The sequence below is a fragment of the Rhodococcus pseudokoreensis genome (genome assembly GCF_017068395.1).
In the GTDB taxonomy this organism is placed as follows: Bacteria; Actinomycetota; Actinomycetes; order Mycobacteriales; family Mycobacteriaceae; genus Rhodococcus_F; species Rhodococcus_F pseudokoreensis.
This window is the reverse complement of record NZ_CP070619.1, coordinates 1924470-1944223: the sequence shown is the minus strand read 5'-3', so window position 1 is coordinate 1944223 and position 19754 is coordinate 1924470. Positions and strand designations below refer to the sequence as shown.

At 69.0% G+C, this 19754-nt stretch carries 4 protein-coding genes; 3 read left to right on the top strand and 1 reads right to left on the bottom strand.

Translation table 11 applies throughout. From position 1 onward, the window contains the following. Positions 1-29 precede the first annotated feature (29 nt). Both JWS13_RS14320 and JWS13_RS14315 read left to right on the top strand, forming a co-directional pair. Complete coding sequence (locus tag JWS13_RS14320) at positions 30-15947, top strand: non-ribosomal peptide synthetase (RefSeq protein WP_206006150.1); 15918 nt, start codon at positions 30-32, stop codon at positions 15945-15947. Positions 15948-16067: 120 nt separating this feature from the next. Further along, positions 16068-17777, top strand: a complete 1710-nt coding sequence (locus tag JWS13_RS14315) for a tyrosine-protein kinase domain-containing protein (protein WP_206006149.1) — start codon at positions 16068-16070, stop codon at positions 17775-17777. Here JWS13_RS14315 and JWS13_RS14310 read toward each other — a convergent pair. Then, entirely contained in the window at positions 17742-18260 is a 519-nt protein-coding gene (locus JWS13_RS14310) for an arsenate reductase/protein-tyrosine-phosphatase family protein (RefSeq protein WP_206006147.1), read from the bottom strand. The two genes, JWS13_RS14315 and JWS13_RS14310, sit on opposite strands and share 36 nt — an antisense overlap. A gap of 105 nt (positions 18261-18365) precedes the next feature. On the opposite strand from JWS13_RS14310, the gene JWS13_RS14305 reads away from it, so the two are divergent. Next, entirely contained in the window at positions 18366-19688 is a 1323-nt protein-coding gene (locus tag JWS13_RS14305; RefSeq protein WP_206006145.1) for a UDP-glucose dehydrogenase family protein, read from the top strand. The last annotated feature ends 66 nt before the right edge of the window (positions 19689-19754 follow it).

Sequence of the window (19754 nt, the reverse complement as noted above, 5' to 3'; positions counted from 1 at the left end):
CTCACAGTCCCCCCTCGTGTGGAGCGGGGATGATTTGCCCAGTATTGTCTAGCCCACGTAACGAACCACGAGGCGCCCACGATGTAAGTCCCGTCGAGGCACTGCCTCATAACTTTCGAGGTACGGCTGAGTGGCGGGACAATTGTGTGTCAAGGCCCTGTGAGGGCGGGGTGGCGGAAGTGACACCATTTCCCCTTTCGCGTGCGCAACAAGCGCTGTGGTTCGCTCAGCAACTCGACCCGGCCGTGCCCCTCAACATCGCGCAGTACGTGGAGGTCCGCGGGCACCTCGATGTCGACGCCTTGGTCGAAGCCACTGATCGCGCCTGCCGCGAACTCGAGTCCGCGGTCGTTCGGCTGGTCGACGGGCCGGGGGAGCCCCGGCAGCTGGTAGACCAGAGCATCAATGACGCTCTGACTTACATCGATCTGCGTGAATCCGACGACGCGAGCGGTGATGCGCGCCACTGGATGACGGAGGCGTACAGCCGGCCACTCGACGTGCTCTCCGATCGAATGATCGAAGCCACGCTGCTACACCTAGGCGACGGCCACTATTACTGGTACTCGCATGTACATCATCTGGTGATGGACGGACACGGCGCGATGGTGCTGATGAACCGCGTCGCCGAGCTTTACACCCACCTGGTGAAGGGGACGGAACCACCGCGCTCCACTGCACTGGGCCTGCGCGAACTGTACGACGCGGAAGCCTCCTACCGGACCAGCAGCAGGTTCACCCGCGACCAGGAACACTGGAATGAGCGCGTAGCGGAGTTGCCGTCCCCACGGCGGCTGACCGAGGGGACAGCGCGCCCCGTATCGAAGGCTCGGCTCGTCACTCAGTTGATGGACTCGGCGATCGCGATGCGGGTCGGAGAACTGGCGAAACAGTGGAACTCTTCCGAGGTACCGGTAATCGTCGCTGCGTTCGCCGCATACGTGGGACGGATGACCGACTCCACTGACGTGGTGCTCACCCTCCCCGTCTCGGGCCGCACCACCGCAACGATGCGGCGCTCGGCAGGAATGGTGTCGAATATCGTGCCCCTGCGGGTGCAGGTCGACCCGGACGTGGATGCTCGCGAGTTGGTGCGCCGGGTGCAATTGGAACTGACCGGAGCGCTTCGGCACCAACGATTCCGGTACGAAGACATGCGGGCCGGAAGCGGTGATTCGGGTCAGCGTAGCTTCGGCCCCACCGTCAACATCATGAACTTCCACAACGAGATCGTTCTCGGCGACCTGGTGGGCGAGTTTGCTGTTCTCTCGACCGGGCCCGTCGACGATCTCTCGCTCAATCTCTACCCATCGGTGGCTGGACGCCTCGTCCGCATCGATTTCGAGGGGAACCCCGGCCTGTACAGCGCTGAGGTCCTCAGCGCTCACTACTCCCGTTTCCTGAGATTCCTCGACAGCTTCGTCAGATCGGGATGGGACGGCCCGGTCGAGGAGCTCCCGATCCTCAATGCCGACGAACAGTCGGATCTCGTCCCGTGCGTGGGGCCTTCGGCTGCAGAGCCCGCGACGTTGGCGTCCTTGCTGCGCTCATCTGATCCGTCGGCGTCGGCGCTGAGATATGCCGATGTGGAGATCACCTACGGGGAACTGGATGCCCGGTCGAACCGGCTGGCGCGCCGTCTGATCGCTCACGGCATCGGTCCAGAGGATGTGGTGGCCGTGCTGCTACCGCGCTCGGTCGAATCAGTGGTCGCGTTGTGGGCTGTGGCCCGTGCGGGCGCCGTCTACCTGCCCATCGATCCCGGATACCCGGCAGAACGGATCGCATTCATGCTCGCCGACTCCGGTGCCTCGACCGCCCTGGCGCTCGATGGCGATGCAGTTCCCCACGGTGTCTCGTGGATCGATATCGGTGACCTGACGGGATCGTCGGCTCCCATTTCGGATGTTGATCGCGTGCGTCCGCTGTCGATAGATCATCCGGCCTACCTGCTGTACACCTCTGGCTCGACCGGTACACCGAAAGGCGTGGTGGTTACTCACCGCGGCCTCGCAGATCTGGCCCGGGCACGCCATGACGTCTATCGAGTCGACGCCTCCTCCCGCGTGGCGCATTTCGCGTCGCCGTCCTTCGATATTTCGATCGAAGAGTTGCTGCTCGCGTTCACTGCCGGTGCCTCCGTGGTGATCGTGCCGCCCGATCTGTTTGCCGGCGACGAACTGGCCGAACTGCTGCGCCGCGAACATGTCACCCATGCCGTCCTCACTCCCGCGGTGGTCGCGTCGATGACGTCCGAGGGGCTGCCCGAGCTTGTGGTCCTCGACGTGGGTGGGGAGGCGCTTCCATCTGAACTGGTCCACCGTTGGGCCGCTGACCGAACGATGGTGAACAGTTACGGTCCGACGGAAGCCACAGTGACAACGCTGGTGAGCGCAGCACTCGGTGCCGACTCGGCAGTCACCATCGGTCGTCCCATTCCGGGCACCACTGCCGTGGTGCTGGACGGCAGATTGCGGCCGGTGCCTGTGGGTGTTGTGGGCGAGTTGTACCTTGCTGGATCTGCTTTGGCGCGCGGGTATGCCGGTGCTCCGGGGCTGACGGCGGAGCGTTTCGTGGCGAACGTGTCTGGTTCGGGGCGGATGTATCGCACTGGTGATTTGGTGCGGTGGAGTGTGTCGCATGAGCTCGAGTTCGTGGGTCGTGTCGATGATCAGGTGAAGGTTCGTGGGTTCCGGGTGGAGCTCGGGGAGATCGACGCGGTGTTGGGGTCGTGTGCTGGTGTGGATGCTGCGGTGACGGTGGTGCGTGGGGATGTGCTGGCGTCGTATGTGGTGGGGGAGCGGTTGGATGGGGTGTTGCTGCGGGAGTTCGTGAGCGAGCGTCTGCCGCGGTACATGGTGCCTGCTTCGGTGGCGGTGTTGGGTGAGTTGCCGTTGACTCGGAGCGGCAAGGTCGATCGTGGGGCGTTGCCGGAGCCGGTGATGCTGTCGGTGCGTGTGCCGCGTGGTCCGCTCGAGGAGTTGGTGGCGGGGGTGGTGGCCGAGGTGTTGGGTGTGGGGGAGGTGGATGCGGAGACCGACTTCTTCGCTCTCGGCGGCAACTCGCTGTCGGCGACGCGAGTGGTATCCACGTTGTCCGCCGCTACCGGCGTGCGCCTCGGAGTGCGGGAGCTGTTCGAGCAGCCGACCGTCGCCGGTCTGGCCTCCGTACTCGCCGAAGGCGGCGAGCGGCGCCCTCCGCTCGAGCATCGTCCTGCCGAGGGGCCTGTGCCACTCGCGCCCGCCCAGCAGCCGCTGTGGGTACTCGACCGGGTCCAGCCGGAATCGTCCGCATACGCGGAGCCGATTGTCGTGGACATCGACGGTCAACTCGACGTGGCTGCGATGACGCTCGCCCTGGACGACGTGCTCGACCACCATCCCCTGTTGCGAACGGTGTTTCCCGAAACCGAACACGGCCCGATTCAGGCGCTCGGAGCCCGGTCGGTCGAACTGGTCTCGTTGAGCGAGAACGAGATATCCGAGTTCACCGCACGCGGATTCGATCTGACTGCCGAGCCGCCCCTCCGGGTGGGCTTGTGCACGCACGAAGCTGGTCGGCACACGCTCGCGGTCGTGGTGCACCACATCGCTGTCGACGGGCTCTCACTTGCCCCACTCGTGCGCGACGTGACGTCGGCCTACGAGGCTCGGTCGAACGGCCGGAGCCCCGACTGGGCGCCGCTTCCGGTCGACTATGCCGATTACAGCCGGTGGCAGCGAGAGCTACTGGGCGATTTCGCAGATCCAGACAGCCTGGGGAGCAGGCAACTCGACTACTGGGCGAACAGTCTCGCAGATCTACCCACGTTGCTGCCGCTGCCGACCGATCGACCCCGGCTTGCCGGTGACGCGCCGAGCGCCGGGCAGGTGCGGTTCACGGTTTCCGCCGAGTTGCACCGCAAGCTGGAAATGCTGGCACGCGACAAGAACTCGACCACCTTCATGGTGCTGCACGCGGCCCTGGTCGTCCTGCTGTACAAGCTCACCGGTACCGACGACATTGTGGTGGGAACTCCCACGTCGGGTCGCACGGACCCCGCCCTGGACGATGTCGTCGGGATGTTCGTCGGCACTGTGCCCCTGCGTAGCCGGGTGAATCCGCGTTCGACGTTCACCGAACTGCTCGCATCGGTGCAGCGCACGGATCTCGCGGCATTCGCGAATTCGGACGTTCCGTTCGACATGATTGTCGATGCGGTGGCACCCGCCCGGTCCGGCGGTCACCATCCGCTGTTCCAGGTCATGCTCGCTTTCGAGAACTTCGCCGATGCCGTCGTCGAGCTGCCCGGGATGAACATTCGGGCCCGCGAACTCGATTCGCGCATCAGCCGATTCGACCTGGAAGTGTCGATAGCTGAACGGCGCTCCGGCGACGGTGCCGCCGATGGACTGGTGGGGTCGATGACCTTCCCCGAGGCGCTGTTCGACCAGAAGACGGTCACACAGTGGTCAGCGCGACTGCTGCGCGTGTTGACTGCATTGACGGATGCGCCGGACACCGCGGTCGGGGCCATCGACGTACTGAGCGCGGAGGAGCGCGCGTTGTCGCCGTCGGGTGGCGACGGTTTGGAATTCGACGCCGATTCGCTTACTGATCTTCTCGACGCGCAGGTGGCTCAGCGTCCGGACGCGGTAGCCGCGACCTTCGGCGACACCATCCTGACATACGCCGAATTGCATCACCGTTCGGAAGAACTCGCCTGCAGGCTGCGCGACGTCGGCGTAACGATGGAAGACGTCGTGGCCGTCGCGCTGTCACGGTCCATCGACGTGGTGATTGCCATCGTTGCCGTCGCGAAGGCGGGCGGCACCTACATGCCCGTCGACGTCGACTACCCGGCCGAACGCATCGGCTACCTGCTGAGCGACGGGTCGCCTGCGGCGCTGCTCACCGACGAGGCCGACGCCGAGCGTCTTCCCTCAGTCGAATGCCCCACCGTGATGGTGACGCCGCCGGTGACCGCTGATTTCTCGCGGAAGGTTGGCAGTCATGCACGGGGGCGCGGCGCCTACCTGATCTACACATCGGGTTCGACCGGACAGCCCAAGGGCGTGCTCGTCTCGCACGCGAATGTGCTGTCGTTGCTGGCCAACACTCGCGGGGAGTTCGGGTTCGGTCCACGAGATGTGTGGACGCTGTTCCACTCGTTGTCCTTCGACTTCTCGGTGTGGGAGATGTGGGGAGCGCTCACCACCGGCGGCCGGTTGGTCGTGGTCGATCACTTCGTGGCTCGCTCGCCGGGCGAATTCACGTCGCTGCTCGAGCGCGAAGGTGTCACGGTTCTCAATCAGACTCCCTCCGCGTTCGGTCAACTCGTCGACCGAGAGTTGCCGCAGAGTCTCCGACTGCTGATCTTCGGCGGGGAACCCCTCGACGCCGCCACCGTGGCGCCGCTGCTCGAGCGACGCCCGGACATTCGAGCCGTCAACATGTTCGGCATCACGGAGACGACCGTTCACGTCACCCGCCACGATCTGACGACCGCAGAAACGCGGCCCTCCGTCGGCCTGCCGCTGCCGGGACTCAGAACATACGTATTGGACGCGTCGCTGCAGTTGGTGCCGCCGGGGACCGTCGGCGAGTTGTACGTCGCGGGTACTCAGGTGTCCCGCGGATACCACCGTCGGCCTGCGCTGACAGCCACCCGCTTCGTCGCCGCGGCGGACGGTGGGCGTATGTACCGCACGGGCGACCGGGTCCGCCGGAGTATCGACGGAACCATCGACTACATCGGTCGCGCGGATTCGCAGGTGGAGATCCGTGGCTACCGAATCGAGCCCGGAGAGATCGAGGCGGCACTGCTGCGACACCCGTCTGTCGACGCGGCCGCGGTAGTGCTGCGGGACACCGCACTCGGCAAACAGTTGGTGGCGTATTCGGTCACGGTGTCCGACGTCGCCACCCTGAAGCGGCATCTCAGGGCAATTCTTCCGGAACACCTGATCCCTGCCGCTGTCATTCCCGTCCCGGAAATCCCGCTGACTGCCAACGGCAAGGTCGACCGCGATGCGCTGCCCGATCCGGGTGTCGTGACCGCGGACGGGCAGGGCACTCACACTCCCATCGAGGACGTGGTGGCGGGCGTGTTCGCCGAGGTGCTCGGCGGTGCCGAGGTGGGGACGCGGCACAATTTCTTCGACCTCGGCGGCAATTCGCTGCTCGCCACCCGGGTGTCCGCACGCGTCAGTGCGGTGTTCGACATCGACGTGACGGTGAAGGACGTCTTCGAGGCCCCCACTGTCGCCGAGTTGGCCGCCCGGATCGAGGAGCGGTCCGGTGCCGGGCGTCGACGTCTCCCGCTGCACCCGGCGTCGCAGAAAAGCCGCATTCCGCTGTCGCCGGCGCAACAGCGCATGTGGTTCGTCAACCAATTCGACACCGGTGCTTCGGGATACAACCTCCCACTCGTCGTGCACCTCGACGGCGAACTGGATGTGCACGCGCTGGAATCCGCCGCACACGACCTGATCGAGCGGCACCGCACGCTGCGCACCGTGTACCCGTCCGATGCCGACGGCGTGCACCAGGTCGTCCTCGACGCCGCGGACGTCGCGCTGGATCTGGCGCCCATCGCACTGCCCGAGGATGCCGTCGACCCGCACCTGCGCGCGTTCGTCGACAGCGGCTTCGACGTGTCCGTCGACGCACCGATCCGGTCGCGGCTGTATCGCGTCGGACCGGGCGCGCACGTGTTCGCCCTCGTGGTGCATCACATCGCCGCCGATGCGTGGTCGCTCACGCCGCTGATCCGCGACACGATGACGGCGTACCAGGCCCGCCTCGGGGGAGGCAGCCACGAGTGGCTGCCGCTGCCCGTGCAGTACAGCGACTACAGCGTGTGGCAACGGGCGGTTCTCGACGACGAGTCCGCCGAGACCCTGCAGCGGTACTGGCTCGACACCCTCACGGACCTGCCCGAGCAGGTCACCCTGCCCGCCGACCACCCGCGTCCGGCGGCGGCGTCCGGTCACGCCGGCACCGTCGGCGTCGAACTCGGCGAACAACTGCACGACGCGGTGCACACGCTGGCGCGGGGCGGCCGGGCGACCACGTTCATGGTGCTGCACGCCGCATTGGCCGCCGTTCTCTCGCGGTACAGCGGCAGTCGTGACGTGCCCATCGGCACCGCCGTCGCCGGGCGCACCGATCCGCAACTCGACGACATGGTGGGAATGTTCGCCGGCACGCTGGTGCTGCGCACCGCGGTCGATCCGTCGGCCACGTTCGCGGAACTGCTCGCTCACGTCCACGAACGTGACATCGCCGCCTACACGCACGCCGACATGCCGTTCGAGGCTCTGGTCGAGTTGCTGAACCCGGCGCGGTCGACGTCCCACCACCCGCTGTTCCAGGTCGCGCTGTCGATGCAGCGCAGCCGGCCGGGCCCGGTGGCCCTGCCCGGGCTGACGGTGACACCCGTCGGCGACGTCGTCGACCGGGCCAATTTCGACCTCCAACTGACCGTCACCGAGTCCGGTCCCGGCGGGCGCCTGCACCTCGACTTCGGTTACGACGCAGACCTGTACGAGCACTCGACGATCGAGCAGTTCGCGTCGCGGCTGGTGCGGTTCCTCGAGGCCGTCAGCGCCGACCCGCTGCTGCCGGTGGGCGACGTCGACCTGTTCGATGCCGCCGAGCGCGCCGCCCTGGTGCCCGCTGTCGGTCCGGCTGCGCCTCCGTCGTCGACGCTGCGGGAAATACTGACCCGCGGCGCCGCTCTCGCGCCGGACGCTGTCGCGGTGTCGGGTGGGGGCGTCGAACTCACCTACCGCGAATTGGATGCTCGTTCCGACGCTCTCGCCCGCGAACTCGCCGAGAGCGGTGTGGGCCGCGGGAGCCTGGTTCCGTGGGCCGAGCCGAGGTCGGTGGACGCGGTGGTGCGGCTGTGGGCCATCGCGAAGACCGGCGCGGCCCCCGTGCTGTTCGACCCCGCGCGCACACCGTTCACCCCACGTGAGTGGGAAAGTGTGCCGGGGCACGCTTTGCCGCTCACGTCGGAGGCGGCGTACGTCGTCTACACCTCGGGAACGACGGGCACACCCAAGGGCGTCGTGGTGACGCACGGCGGTCTGGCTGCCCTCGACGCCGACCTGCGCGAGCGGTATGCGGCCGGTCCCGGTTCCCGGATGCTGCACCGCGGTGCGCCCGGATTCGACATGACGCTGCTCGAGGTCCTGGTCGCGGGGGCGTCGGGGGCCACGCTGGTGATCGCGTCGGACGCCGAATACGCGGGCCCGCCGCTCGCCGACCTGATGGAACGCGACCGGATCACGCACGCCTGCATGACCCCGACGATCCTCGCGACCCTCGGCGAGCGGGACCTTCCGGACCTGCAGGTGCTGATGGTCGGCGGCGAGCGGCTCGGCGGCGAGTTGGTGAACCGCTGGGCCGTCGGGCGTCGCCTATTCAACGCGTACGGGCCCGCCGAGACCACCATGTACGCGTTCAGCACCGGGCCGCTCGTGGTGGGGGAGCCCGTCTCGATCGGCGCCCCCGTGCACGGTGTGTCCGCGCTGGTGCTCGACGCCCGGCTCCGCCCGGTGCCTTCCGGCGTGCCCGGCGAGCTGTATCTGGCCGGCGGCGCGCTCGCCCGCGGCTACGCGGACCAGCCGGGGCTGACGGCGGAGCGGTTCGTCGCGGCCGACGACGGCGCACGCCTGTACCGCACCGGCGACCTGGTGCGGTGGCGGAAGACCGCCGCCGCCCACGAGCTCGAGTACCTCGGGCGCACCGACTCCCAGATCAAGATGCGGGGAGTGCGCATCGAACCGGCCGAAATCGACACCGTCATCGTGCGACTCGCTGACGTCGTCTTCGCCGGCACCGTCGTGCGCACCACCGGCGCCGGCGGCGAGATGCTGGTGTCCTACGTGCTGCCGACCGGCCTCCTCGACACCCACGATCTGCGACGCCGCCTCGCCGAATCGCTGCCGGCATACCTGGTTCCGACGGCGGTGGTGGTGCTCGACGCCGCGCCGCCCACGGTGAACGGCAAACTCGATCTGCGGTCGCTGCCGATGCCGGAACTGGCGGTCGCCGAGAACGAACCGCCGCACACCGACACCGAGTGCGCCGTGGCCCGGGTGTTCGCCGACGTCCTCGGGCACGAGTCCGTGGGCCGCGGGACGCACTTCTTCGACGCGGGCGGCAACTCGCTCCTCGCCACCCAGCTGACGGCCCGCCTCACCGACTCCGTGGGACACGTGGTGCCGCTCCGAACCCTGTTCGCGCACCCCACCGTCGCCGAACTGGCCGAAGCCCTCGACGACGCGGTCCCCGAAACCGACCTGCGTCCCGCGCTCGTCGCACGCCCGCGACCGGAGCGCATTCCGTTGTCCCGCAGCCAGTACCGCATGTGGGTGCTGAACCGCACGGACCCCGGGTCGCCGACGTACAACCTGCCCGCCACCGTGCGGTTGGACGGCGAACTCGACGTCGACGCGCTGACCGCTGCCTTCGAGGACGTCATCCGGCGGCACGAGACGCTACGGACCCGGTACCCCGTCGACGGTCACCCCTGCCAGGAGATCCTCGACCCGGCGCCGCTCGACCTGACTCCGGTCGACGTGCGCGATCCCGACGAGTTCATGGAACAGTTCGCCGCCCGCGGATTCGACCTCACCGAGGACCGGCCCATCCGGGTCGCCTTGTTGCGCCTGCACCCGCAGTGCCACGTGCTGGCCGTGAACATCCACCATATCGCCGCCGACGGATGGTCGCTGACCCCGCTCGTCGCCGACGTGCTCGGCGCCTACGCCGCACACTCTGACGGGGTTGCCCCGCAGGAGAACCCGCTGCCGCTGCAGTACGCCGACTATGCCGTGTGGGAGCGGGAACTGCTGGACGGCGAATACGGGCAGCGCCGTGTCGAGCACTGGCGGCGGGCGCTGGACGGTGTCGACGGCACGGCGCCACTGGCTCCGGACCGGTCGGCGCCAGGTGCGACCCGCGCCGGCGTCGTCGAATTCGCCGTGTCGGCGGACGTGCAGCAGGCCGTGCACCAGTTGGCGGCGCAGCACCACGCGACACCGTTCATGGTCCTGCACGCGGCGCTGTCCGTGGTGCTGTCCAGGCTCGGCGCCCGGGCCGACGTCGTCGTCGCCACCGCCGTTGCGGGCCGCGGGGAACGCGTCCTCGACTCGCTGGTGGGCATGTTCGTGAACACCCTCGCCCTGCGGGCGCAGGTGCTGCCCGACATGCCGTTCACCGGGCTCCTCGCGCAGGTCCGGGACTTCGACGTCGACGCGTTCGAGCACGCGGACGTGCCGTTCGAGGTGGTGGCCGGGCTGCTCGGTGGGCGGACGCCGCAGGTGGCCCTGGCCCTGCAGAACCTGCAGATCCCCCCGCTCGAGGCGGCGGGCATGACGGTGATGGCGCAGGAATTCGACACCGGAACAGCGAAATTCGACCTCCACCTGACCCTCACCGAGACGTCCGACGGCGATGTACCCACGGGCATGCGTGGCACCGCCGTGTACTCGGCGGATGCCTTCGACCACACGACCGTCCACACCGTGGCGACCGAACTCGGACGGGTGCTCGAGGCGATCTGCGCCGACCCCGACCTGCCGGTGGGCGACGTCGCGCTGACCGCAGCGGAGTCCCTCGTCGGTACGCACCCCGGCGGTGAGCGCACCCTGGCCGAAATCCTGACGGCCACCGCCGCCGCGTACCCCGACAACGCCGCACTCACCGACGGCGACGTCACGCTGACGTACCGCGAACTGGACGAGCGTTCCGACGCTCGCGCGCGGAAACTCACGGCGTTGGGCGTCGGACCGGGCGAGGTGGTTCCGATCGACCTGCCGCGGTCGCCGGACTTCGTGATCGAACTCTGGGCCGTCGCCAAGACCGGTGCCGCCTTCAGCCCCGTGAGCGGTTTCGGTGGCCAGGGCTACCAGAAGTGCGCACGAGACGTGGCGTACGTGATCCACACGTCCGGTTCCACCGGCACACCCAAGGCCGTCGCGGTCACCCACCGCGGACTGGGCCCGCTCACCACCGAGGTGGTGCGGCGGTACCGGGTGGGCCCCGGCGACCGTGTGCTGCACGGCTACAACCCCGCCTTCGACGCGGCGCTGCTGGAGATGCTGCTCGCGTTCGGGTCGGGAGCCTGCCTGGTGGTCGCCCCCGCCGACGTCTTCGCCGGCGCCGAACTGCATCGGCTGCTGGTCGAGCAGCGGGTCACGCACTACCTGTCCACGCCGTCCGTCCTCGCCACGCTCGACCCACGCGGGCTCGAGTCGGTGCGCGTCGTGGGTGTCGGAGGCGAGGCCCTGAGCTCTGATCTGGCCGGAACGTGGAGTGCCGGAAGGCTTCTGCTCAATGCCTACGGTCCGACCGAGTCGACGGTGGTCGCGACGCTCACCGAGATCGAGCCCGGATCCGCGACCGGCACGGTGACGATCGGCGCCCCGATCCCCGGGACCACGGCGGTCGTGCTCGACCAGAGGCTGCGGGCAGTCCCCGTCGGCGGTGTCGGTGAGCTCTACCTCGCCGGACCCGGACTCGCCCACGGCTACCTCGGCGCCCCCGACCGGACGGCGGAACGCTTCGTCGCCGCCCCGGACGGCACTCGCCGGTACCGCACCGGCGACCTGGTGCACCGCCGCGCCGACGGCCACCTCACCTTCCTCGGCCGCGTCGACCGGCAGGTCAAGGTGCGCGGCATGCGCATCGAACCGGCACAGGTCGAGGCGGCGCTGCTGGAACTACACGGCGTCGAGCAGGCAGCCGTACTGGTGCAGCGAAACGACCTCGTGGCCTTCGTCGCCGGCACGGACCTCGACTCCCGGACGCTGCGGCAGCAGCTGACGGGCCGCCTGCCCTCGTACCTCGTGCCGCCCCGCATCGTCACGATGGACACGCTGCCGCTCACCGCCAACGGCAAGCTCGACGTCGCCGCGCTGGAGGCCCGGGACGACGACGACGCCGTCGCGGCACCCCCGCGCACCGCGGCCGAGGAGATGGTGGCCGGCGTGTTCGCCGACGTGCTCGGCTCCGCCCGGATCGGGGCCGGGCACAACTTCTTCGACGCGGGCGGCGATTCACTGTCCGCGACGGCGGTGACCGCCCGGCTGTCCGCGACGTTCGGCGTCGACGTGCCGGTGCGGGTGCTGTTCGAGAACCCGACCCCCGCGTCGCTCGCCCGTTGGCTGGACGCCCCCGCGTCGGGAGCCGTGCGGCCGGTGCTCGTTCCCCGCCCGTCCGGGGCGCGCGTTCCGCTGTCGCCCGCGCAGCAACGCCTGTGGCTGCTCAGCCGGGTCAACCCCGACACCGCCCTGCACAACATGGTGTTCGTCACCCGGGTCGGCGCTGACGTCGACGTCGACGCCCTCCGCCTCGCGCTGCGGGACGTGCTGGAGCGGCATTCGGTGCTGCGCACGGTCTTCCCCGTCGACGCCGACGGCCCGTATCAGCGGGTGCTGCCCGTCGAGTCCGTGGCCGAGGATGTCACCGCGGAAGCGGACTTCGCCGTCGACACCTGGAGCGCCCGGCCGTTCGACCTCACCACCGAGACCCCGGTGCGGGTGAAGCTGTGGCGCACCGAGGGCGGCGGCTTCATGCTCGGCGTCGTGGTCCATCACATCGCGCTGGACGGCGGTTCGATGGGACCGCTGCTCACCGACCTCGACACCGCCTACCGGTGCCGCGCCGAAGGTACGACCCCGCAGTGGGCGCCGCTGGTCGTGGACTACGCCGACTATTCGCTCTGGATGCGCGAACTGCTCGGGACCGCCTCCGAACCCGGCAGTGCGGCCCGCGCCCAACTCGAGCACTGGGCGCACGTGCTCTCCGGTGTCGGGGGACCACTCCCGCTGCCGACCGACCGCCCCCGACCGGAACTCCCCAGCCACATCGGGGCAAGCGTCGAATGGACGCTCGACGACGACCTGCGCGAGCGGGTGGTCGCACTGTCGCGCAGCCGCGGAACGACCGTGTTCATGGTGCTGCACGCCGCCCTCGCGGTGCTGCTGGCCCGCGTGAGCGGACAGTCCGACGTGGTGGTGGGCACGGCGGTCGGCGGCCGCCCCGATCCGGTGCTCGACGCCGTGGTCGGCATGTTCGTCGGCACCGTGGCACTGCGCACCGCGGTCTCGCCGGCGCAACCGTTCGAGGATTTCCTCGCGGACGTCCGCGCCGTCGACCTCGACGCGCTCGCGCACGCCGACGTCCCGTTCGACGACGTCGTGACGCACCTCGCCCCACCCCGATCCGCGGCATACAACCCGCTGTTCCAGGTGATGCTGACGTACCAGCGGGCCGTCGACTTCCCGGAACTCTTCCTCGGCACCGAGAAATACCGCCCCGAGACGCAGGCAACGGAGTTCGACCTCGTATGGGACGTGACCGACGCGGCCGAGACCACGACGGTGCGACTCGATTACGCCACCGACCTGTTCGACCGGCAGACCGCGCTCCTGCTGCTGCGCCGGTTCGCCGCCGTCCTCGACGCCGCCCTGACCACCCCGTCGGCGGCCGTCGGCGACCTCGACATCCTCGACGACACCGAACGCGCCCATCTTGTGCAGGGACCCCGCCCGGTGGCCACGCCGCGGACGCTCGGCGACATCCTCGCCACCCGTGTCCGCGCCACCCCGTCCGCCGTCGCGGTGATCGACGGCGACACCCGGTGGAGCTACCGCGAACTCGACGCAGAATCGGACCGCTGGGCCCGCGCACTCGCGTCCTGCGGCGTCGGCCCGGAGGACGTCGTCGCCGTGGCGACACCCCGCGGCCGGCACTGGCTCCTGGCGGTGTGGTCGGTGGCCAAGACCGGTGCGGCATGGATGTCGCTGGATCCCACCCATCCCGCGGAGCGGCTCGACTGGATGCTGACCGACTCGCGTGCGGTGCTCGGTTTGACCGTCGGCGGCGCCGGGGATCTGCCGCGATCCGTCGACTGGTTGTGTCTGGACGAACAGCCCTCCGGGGGCGCGGATTTGGTCGCACCCGACGTGGACAACGCGGCGTATGTGATCTACACGTCGGGTTCCACCGGCCGGCCCAAGGGCGTCGTCGTCACGCACCGCGGACTCACGACCCTCCTCTCCACCCCCGCCTACACGTCGGAGGTGGAGGGCGGCGACGCCGGGCGGGTGCTGCAGTCGACCTCCCCGACCTTCGACGTCGCGGTGTTCGAAATGCTCTGGGCGGTGTCGCTGGGCAGTGCCCTGGTGGCGGCACCTGCCTTCAGCTACGCCGGCGACGAACTGGTGCGGTTTCTGGTGGCGCAGAACATCACCCACTTCACGCTCACCCCGACCGTGCTGGCGTCCCTCGACCCGCGCAGCCTCGCACCGTCGACGGTCGTCGTCGGGGGAGAGGCGCTGCCCGCGGACCTCGCCGACCGGTGGTCGCGGCGGCACCGGCTGTTCAACGCCTACGGTCCGACCGAGTTCACCGTCGACGCGTCCGTTGCGGGTCCCCTCGAACCCGGCCTGCCGATCACCATCGGAAGCGCCCTGGACGGCAACGCCGCCTTTGTTCTCGACGCGCGTCTGCATCCCGTGCCCGACGGCGTGACGGGCGAACTGTATCTGGCCGGCAGCGGTATCGCCCGGGGCTATCTGGGCCGAAGTGACCTCACCGCAGGACAATTCGTGGCACATCCCTACGGCAAACCGGGGGAGCGGCTGTACCGCACCGGCGACGTGGTGCGGCGTGACCCGGTCGGGCGGCTGGAATACCTGGGCCGCAGCGATTCGCAGGTGAAGATCCGCGGAATCCGCGTCGAACCCGCCGAGGTCGACGCCGTGCTCGCCGGGCACCCCGACATCGACGTCGCCGTGACGATCGCGGTACCGACGCCGACGGACACCGTGCTGGCGTCCTACGTCGTCGGCGCCGCCGGTCTGGCGCCCCGGTCCGTCGTCGACTTCGCGCGCGGCCGGCTGCCGCGGCACCTGGTGCCCGCGTCGGTGACGGTCGTCGACACGTTGCCGCTGCTGCCGTCGGGCAAACTCGACCGCGCCGCACTGCCTGCGCCGACGATCCAGGTCGTCGAATCCGCGCTGCCGGCAGGCGAACTCGAAGAGGCGATCGCGGCGGTGTTCGCGGACGTGCTGGGCATTGCGGACGTTCCCGCCGACGAAGCCTTCTTCAGGCTCGGCGGCACGTCGATGGGAGCGGCGTCGGTGGCAACGGAATTGCGTCGCCGGCTGGACCGCGACGTGCCCATCGAATGGGTCTTCACCGACCCCACGGTGCAGCGCCTGGCCGCGCGGATCGACGACGGGGCGCGGTCCGAGAGTTTCTTCGACACCGTGGTGGAACTCCGCTCCGCCGAGACGGGAACGCCCCTGTTCTGTGTGCACCCGGTCAGCGGATTGTCCTGGTGCTTCAGCGGTCTCGCCGATCTCGTCGGCGACCGTCCGCTGTACGGCATCCAGGCGACCGGAATGCCGGACCTGCCCGAGACGCTGTCCGAGCTCGCCGCGCGGTACGTCGACGCGATCCGGGCCGTGCAACCTGAGGGCCCCTACCACCTGCTGGGGTGGTCGCTCGGCGGAACCATCGCCCACGAGATGGCCGTCCAGCTCCGCGACGCCGGCCACGCGGTGGCCGCGCCGGCGCTCCTCGACACGCTTCTGCCGCAGCATCAGCCACCCGAACCGGAAACCCTGAGCGAGGACGAGCTGATCACGCAGTTCGGCGCGTACGTGAGCGTCGACCGGCTACGGGAGATCCGGGCCGTGATCGAACGGCTCGAGCTGATCGCCTCGACCCACCGCCCCCGGCGGTTCGACGGCGACCTCGACCTGTTCGTCGCCGCCCGCGACCTGCACCGGCACCCCGACGTCGTCGACGCCTGGCGCGAGTACGCCGACGGCGCCGTCACCGCACACCACATCGACACCACCCACTCCGAGATGGCAGACCCGGGCCCGCTCGCCGAGATCGGCCGACTGCTTCGGAGATCGGGGGACCACGGCGGACCGTGATGCACGTGACGCCGACAGTGGACCTCATCACTACGATGTAGCGATTCCGTCGGGTCAGAACGATGTGAATGACAGCTCGATCGCGCCGCTGAGCGCGACGCAATTGGAAGAGACTCGATAATGGAAATTCAGGACTACCTGCGAATTCTGCAGTCACGTTGGAAAATCATCGCGATCACCACCGTGGTCGCGATTCTCGGTGCGCTCGGAGCGTCGTTGCTGACCACTCCGATCTACGAGGCGTCGACCCGGTTGTTCGTCTCGACGTCCGCCGGATCGTCGGTGAACGAGGTCTACCAGGGCAACCTGTTCTCGCAGCAGCGGGTGACGTCCTACACCAAACTGCTCACCGGCGAGACCCTCGCGCAGCGGACGATCGACAAGCTCGATCTGGGCGGCACGGCGGCGGCGCTCGCCTCACAGGTGAAGGCCAGCTCCGCACCGGACACCGTGCTCATCGATGTCAAGGTGCAGGATCCGTCGCCGGAACGCGCCCGCGACATCGCCAACGCCCTGTCCGACGAGTTCGTCGTCATGGCCCGAGAGCTCGAAACCCCGGAGAAGGGTGGCGCCCCCGCCGCCCGCGTCGTCGTCGAACAGCAGGCGCAGACGCCGTCGACGCCCGTCTCGCCCAAGACGCTCCGCAACCTCGCGCTGGGCGCGGCGGTCGGGCTGCTGCTCGGTATCGCCTTCGCCGTCCTGCGTGACCGCCTCGACAACACCGTCAAGGATCGGCGCACCGTCGAGGAACTGGCCGGTTCGGCACTGATCGGCACCATCCCGTTCGACAAGGAGCGGCAGACGCAGCAGGCCATCAACTTCGCCGAGGGCAATTCCTCGAGCGCGGAGGCCTACCGCGAACTCCGCACCAACCTGCAGTTCCTCGAGGTCGACAACCCGCCGCGCGTCATCGTGGTCACCAGTTCGCTGCCCACCGAGGGCAAGACCACCACCGCGATCAACATCGCGCTCGTGCTGGCGGAAGGCGGCCAGAACGTGTGCCTCGTCGAAGGTGACCTCCGCAAGCCGCGGGTGTCGAAGTACCTCGGTGTCGTCGGGTCCGTTGGGCTCAGCAGCGTCCTGGCAGGCAAGGCCGACCTCGACGCCGTGCTGCAGCCGACGCAGTACTCGGGTCTGACCGTCCTGGCGTCCGGGCCGATCCCGCCGAACCCCAGTGAGCTGCTCGGAACCGAGACGGCCCGCCAGGCGCTGGCCGAACTGCGCGGACGATTCGACTACGTGATCGTCGACGCGTCCCCGCTGCTGCCGGTCACCGACGCGACCGTGCTCACCGCGATGTCGGACGGCGCCCTGGTGATCGCCCGGCACGCCGAAACCAAGCGGGACCAGCTGTCGCGGGCGGTGGGCAACCTGCAGAGCGTCGGGGCGACCATCCTCGGAACGATCATCACGATGACGCCGAGCCGCGGCCGGGGGGTCTACGAGTACAAGTACTACTACGAGACCGACAAGTCGCTGCCGCAGATGCAGCAGGCCGTCCCCGCGCAGCCTGCCGTCCAGCAGCAGGCACCCCAGCAGCAGGCACCGCAACCGCCGGTGCAGCAGCAGGCCCAGTACGTGCGCGACGAGTACCCGCAGCAGCCGTACGGGGGAGATCCGCAGGAAGTCCCGGCCTACCAGGGTGCCCCCGCCTACCAGGGCGCCTACAACGGCGACCAGGGTCAGCAGTGGTACGGAGCGGCCGACCACTACGGCAACGAGCAGCAGTCGGGCGCACCGGTGCCTCCCACACCGAGGCGCACCCGCCGCTACCGTGACGACCAGGAACCCTGGTCAGAGACGGATGCTCCGCGAGATCACACCCAGTAGATCGGCGATCTCGGACCCGATGGTCAGGAACGTGTCCTCGTCCTGTCCCATCGGGTCCGGCACGTCTTCGGGGGTGTCGTCGGCCTTGTGTCTGGGACGCGCCGCAGCCAGGTCGGCCACCGACTTCGCATCCGCCGCCTCGGCGAGACGAGCGGCCTCCTTCAGCGTGAACGTCTTCTTCAACTGCTCGGGAGCCAGCGCCAGCACCTTCTCGCGCTGGCGCTCGGTCATCGTCAGCACCAGGTCGGCATCCACCGCGAGATCCGCGGTGAGCATCCGCGCGGTGAACTCGGTGGGGTTGCCACCGAGCCCTTCGAGGACTTGCGCGGCCGTCGGTTCCATCGGGCGTCCGACCGCAGCGCGTGTACCTGCGCTTTCGGCGGTCAGATCGGTGATCCCGAGCTCCTCGGCGTATGCCACTGCGAGGCGCTCGGCCGTTGGGGAGCGACAGACGTTTCCGGTGCAGACGAAGAGAACATGCATGGGCGAAGCATAGGGTCTCGCCCCGCACCGTCCGTACACGCACTGTTGGCTTCGAACATCTGCCGGGTAAATATCGCGCTCACCTGCACTGGTTATCAAGGGTGCATGCGCTGCACCGTGTTTGGAACCGGATACCTGGGAGCCACCCACGCCGCCTGCATGGCGGAGCTGGGTCACGACGTCCTGGGTGTCGACATCGACCCCGGAAAAGTGGCGAAGCTCTCCTCCGGAGAGGTCCCGTTCTACGAGCCCGGGCTCGCGGACGTCCTGCGCCGGAACATCGACGCCGGCCGACTGCACTTCACCACGTCGTACCGCGAGGCCGCGGAGTTCGCGGACCTCCACTTCCTCGGTGTCGGCACCCCGCAGAAGAAGGGGGAGTACGGCGCGGACCTGCGGCACGTGCACTCGGTGATCGACACCCTCGCGCCGCTGCTCGACCGTCCCGCCGTCATCGTCGGCAAGTCGACCGTTCCCGTCGGGACGGCGGCCGATCTGGGTGCGCGGGCCCGCGCGCTCGCGCCGGCGGGGGAGGCCGTGGAGGTGGCGTGGAACCCGGAGTTCCTCCGGGAGGGCTTCGCCGTCGAGGACACCCTGCACCCCGACCGGATGGTGCTGGGCGTGGACCGCCTGCGCCCCGGACGCGCGGAGGCCGAGTTGCGTGAGCTGTATGCCCGCCTGCTCGGCGAGGACATTCCGTTCCTGGTCACCGACCTCGCCACCGCGGAACTGGTCAAGGTCTCGGCCAACGCGTTCCTCGCCACGAAGATCTCCTTCATCAACGCCATCTCCGAGGTGTGCGAGGCCACCGGCGCCGACGTCACCCAACTCGCCGACGCCCTCGGCTACGACGCGCGGATCGGCAGGCGGTTCCTCAACGCCGGTCTCGGCTTCGGCGGCGGCTGCCTGCCCAAGGACATCCGCGCGTTCATGGCCCGGGCCGGTGAGCTGGGCGCGAACCAGGCACTGCACTTCCTGCGGGAGGTCGACAGCATCAACATGCGCCGTCGCACCCGGATGGTGGAGTTGGCGGCGCAGGCGTGCGGAGGGTCGCTGCTCGGCGCCAACGTGGCCGTCCTCGGCGCGGCGTTCAAACCGGAATCCGACGACGTCCGCGACTCCCCGGCACTCAACGTCGCGGGAATGATGCAGTTGCACGGGGCCGTCGTCAGCGTCTACGACCCGAAGGCCCTCGACAACTCCCGCAGGCTGTTCCCGACGCTGAACTACGCGACGTCGGCGGTCGAGGCGTGCGACAACGCGGACGCCGTCCTGCTGCTCACGGAGTGGGCGGAGTTCGCCGCCCTGAAACCGGAGGATCTGAACGGTGTCGTGCGTGCGCGGGTGATGGTCGACGGCCGCAACTGCCTCGACGCCGCGGACTGGCGCGACGCCGGGTGGGTCTACCGCGGTCTCGGGAGGGGATAGCTCGCGCAGAGTGCGGAACGCCCCGCGACAACGGGTTTGACGATCTCCACTGCCGGTGGCATCGGC

What these genes read in the sequence shown, in the direction of transcription:
- JWS13_RS14315 (WP_206006149.1), top strand. Translation starts at nt 16,068, where the DNA reads ATGGAAATTCAGGACTACCTGCGAATTCTGCAGTCACGTTGGAAAATC.
- JWS13_RS14320 (WP_206006150.1), top strand. Translation starts at nt 30, where the DNA reads ATGATTTGCCCAGTATTGTCTAGCCCACGTAACGAACCACGAGGCGCC.
- JWS13_RS14305 (WP_206006145.1), top strand. Translation starts at nt 18,366, where the DNA reads ATGCGCTGCACCGTGTTTGGAACCGGATACCTGGGAGCCACCCACGCC.
- JWS13_RS14310 (WP_206006147.1), bottom strand. Translation starts at nt 18,260, where the DNA reads ATGCATGTTCTCTTCGTCTGCACCGGAAACGTCTGTCGCTCCCCAACG.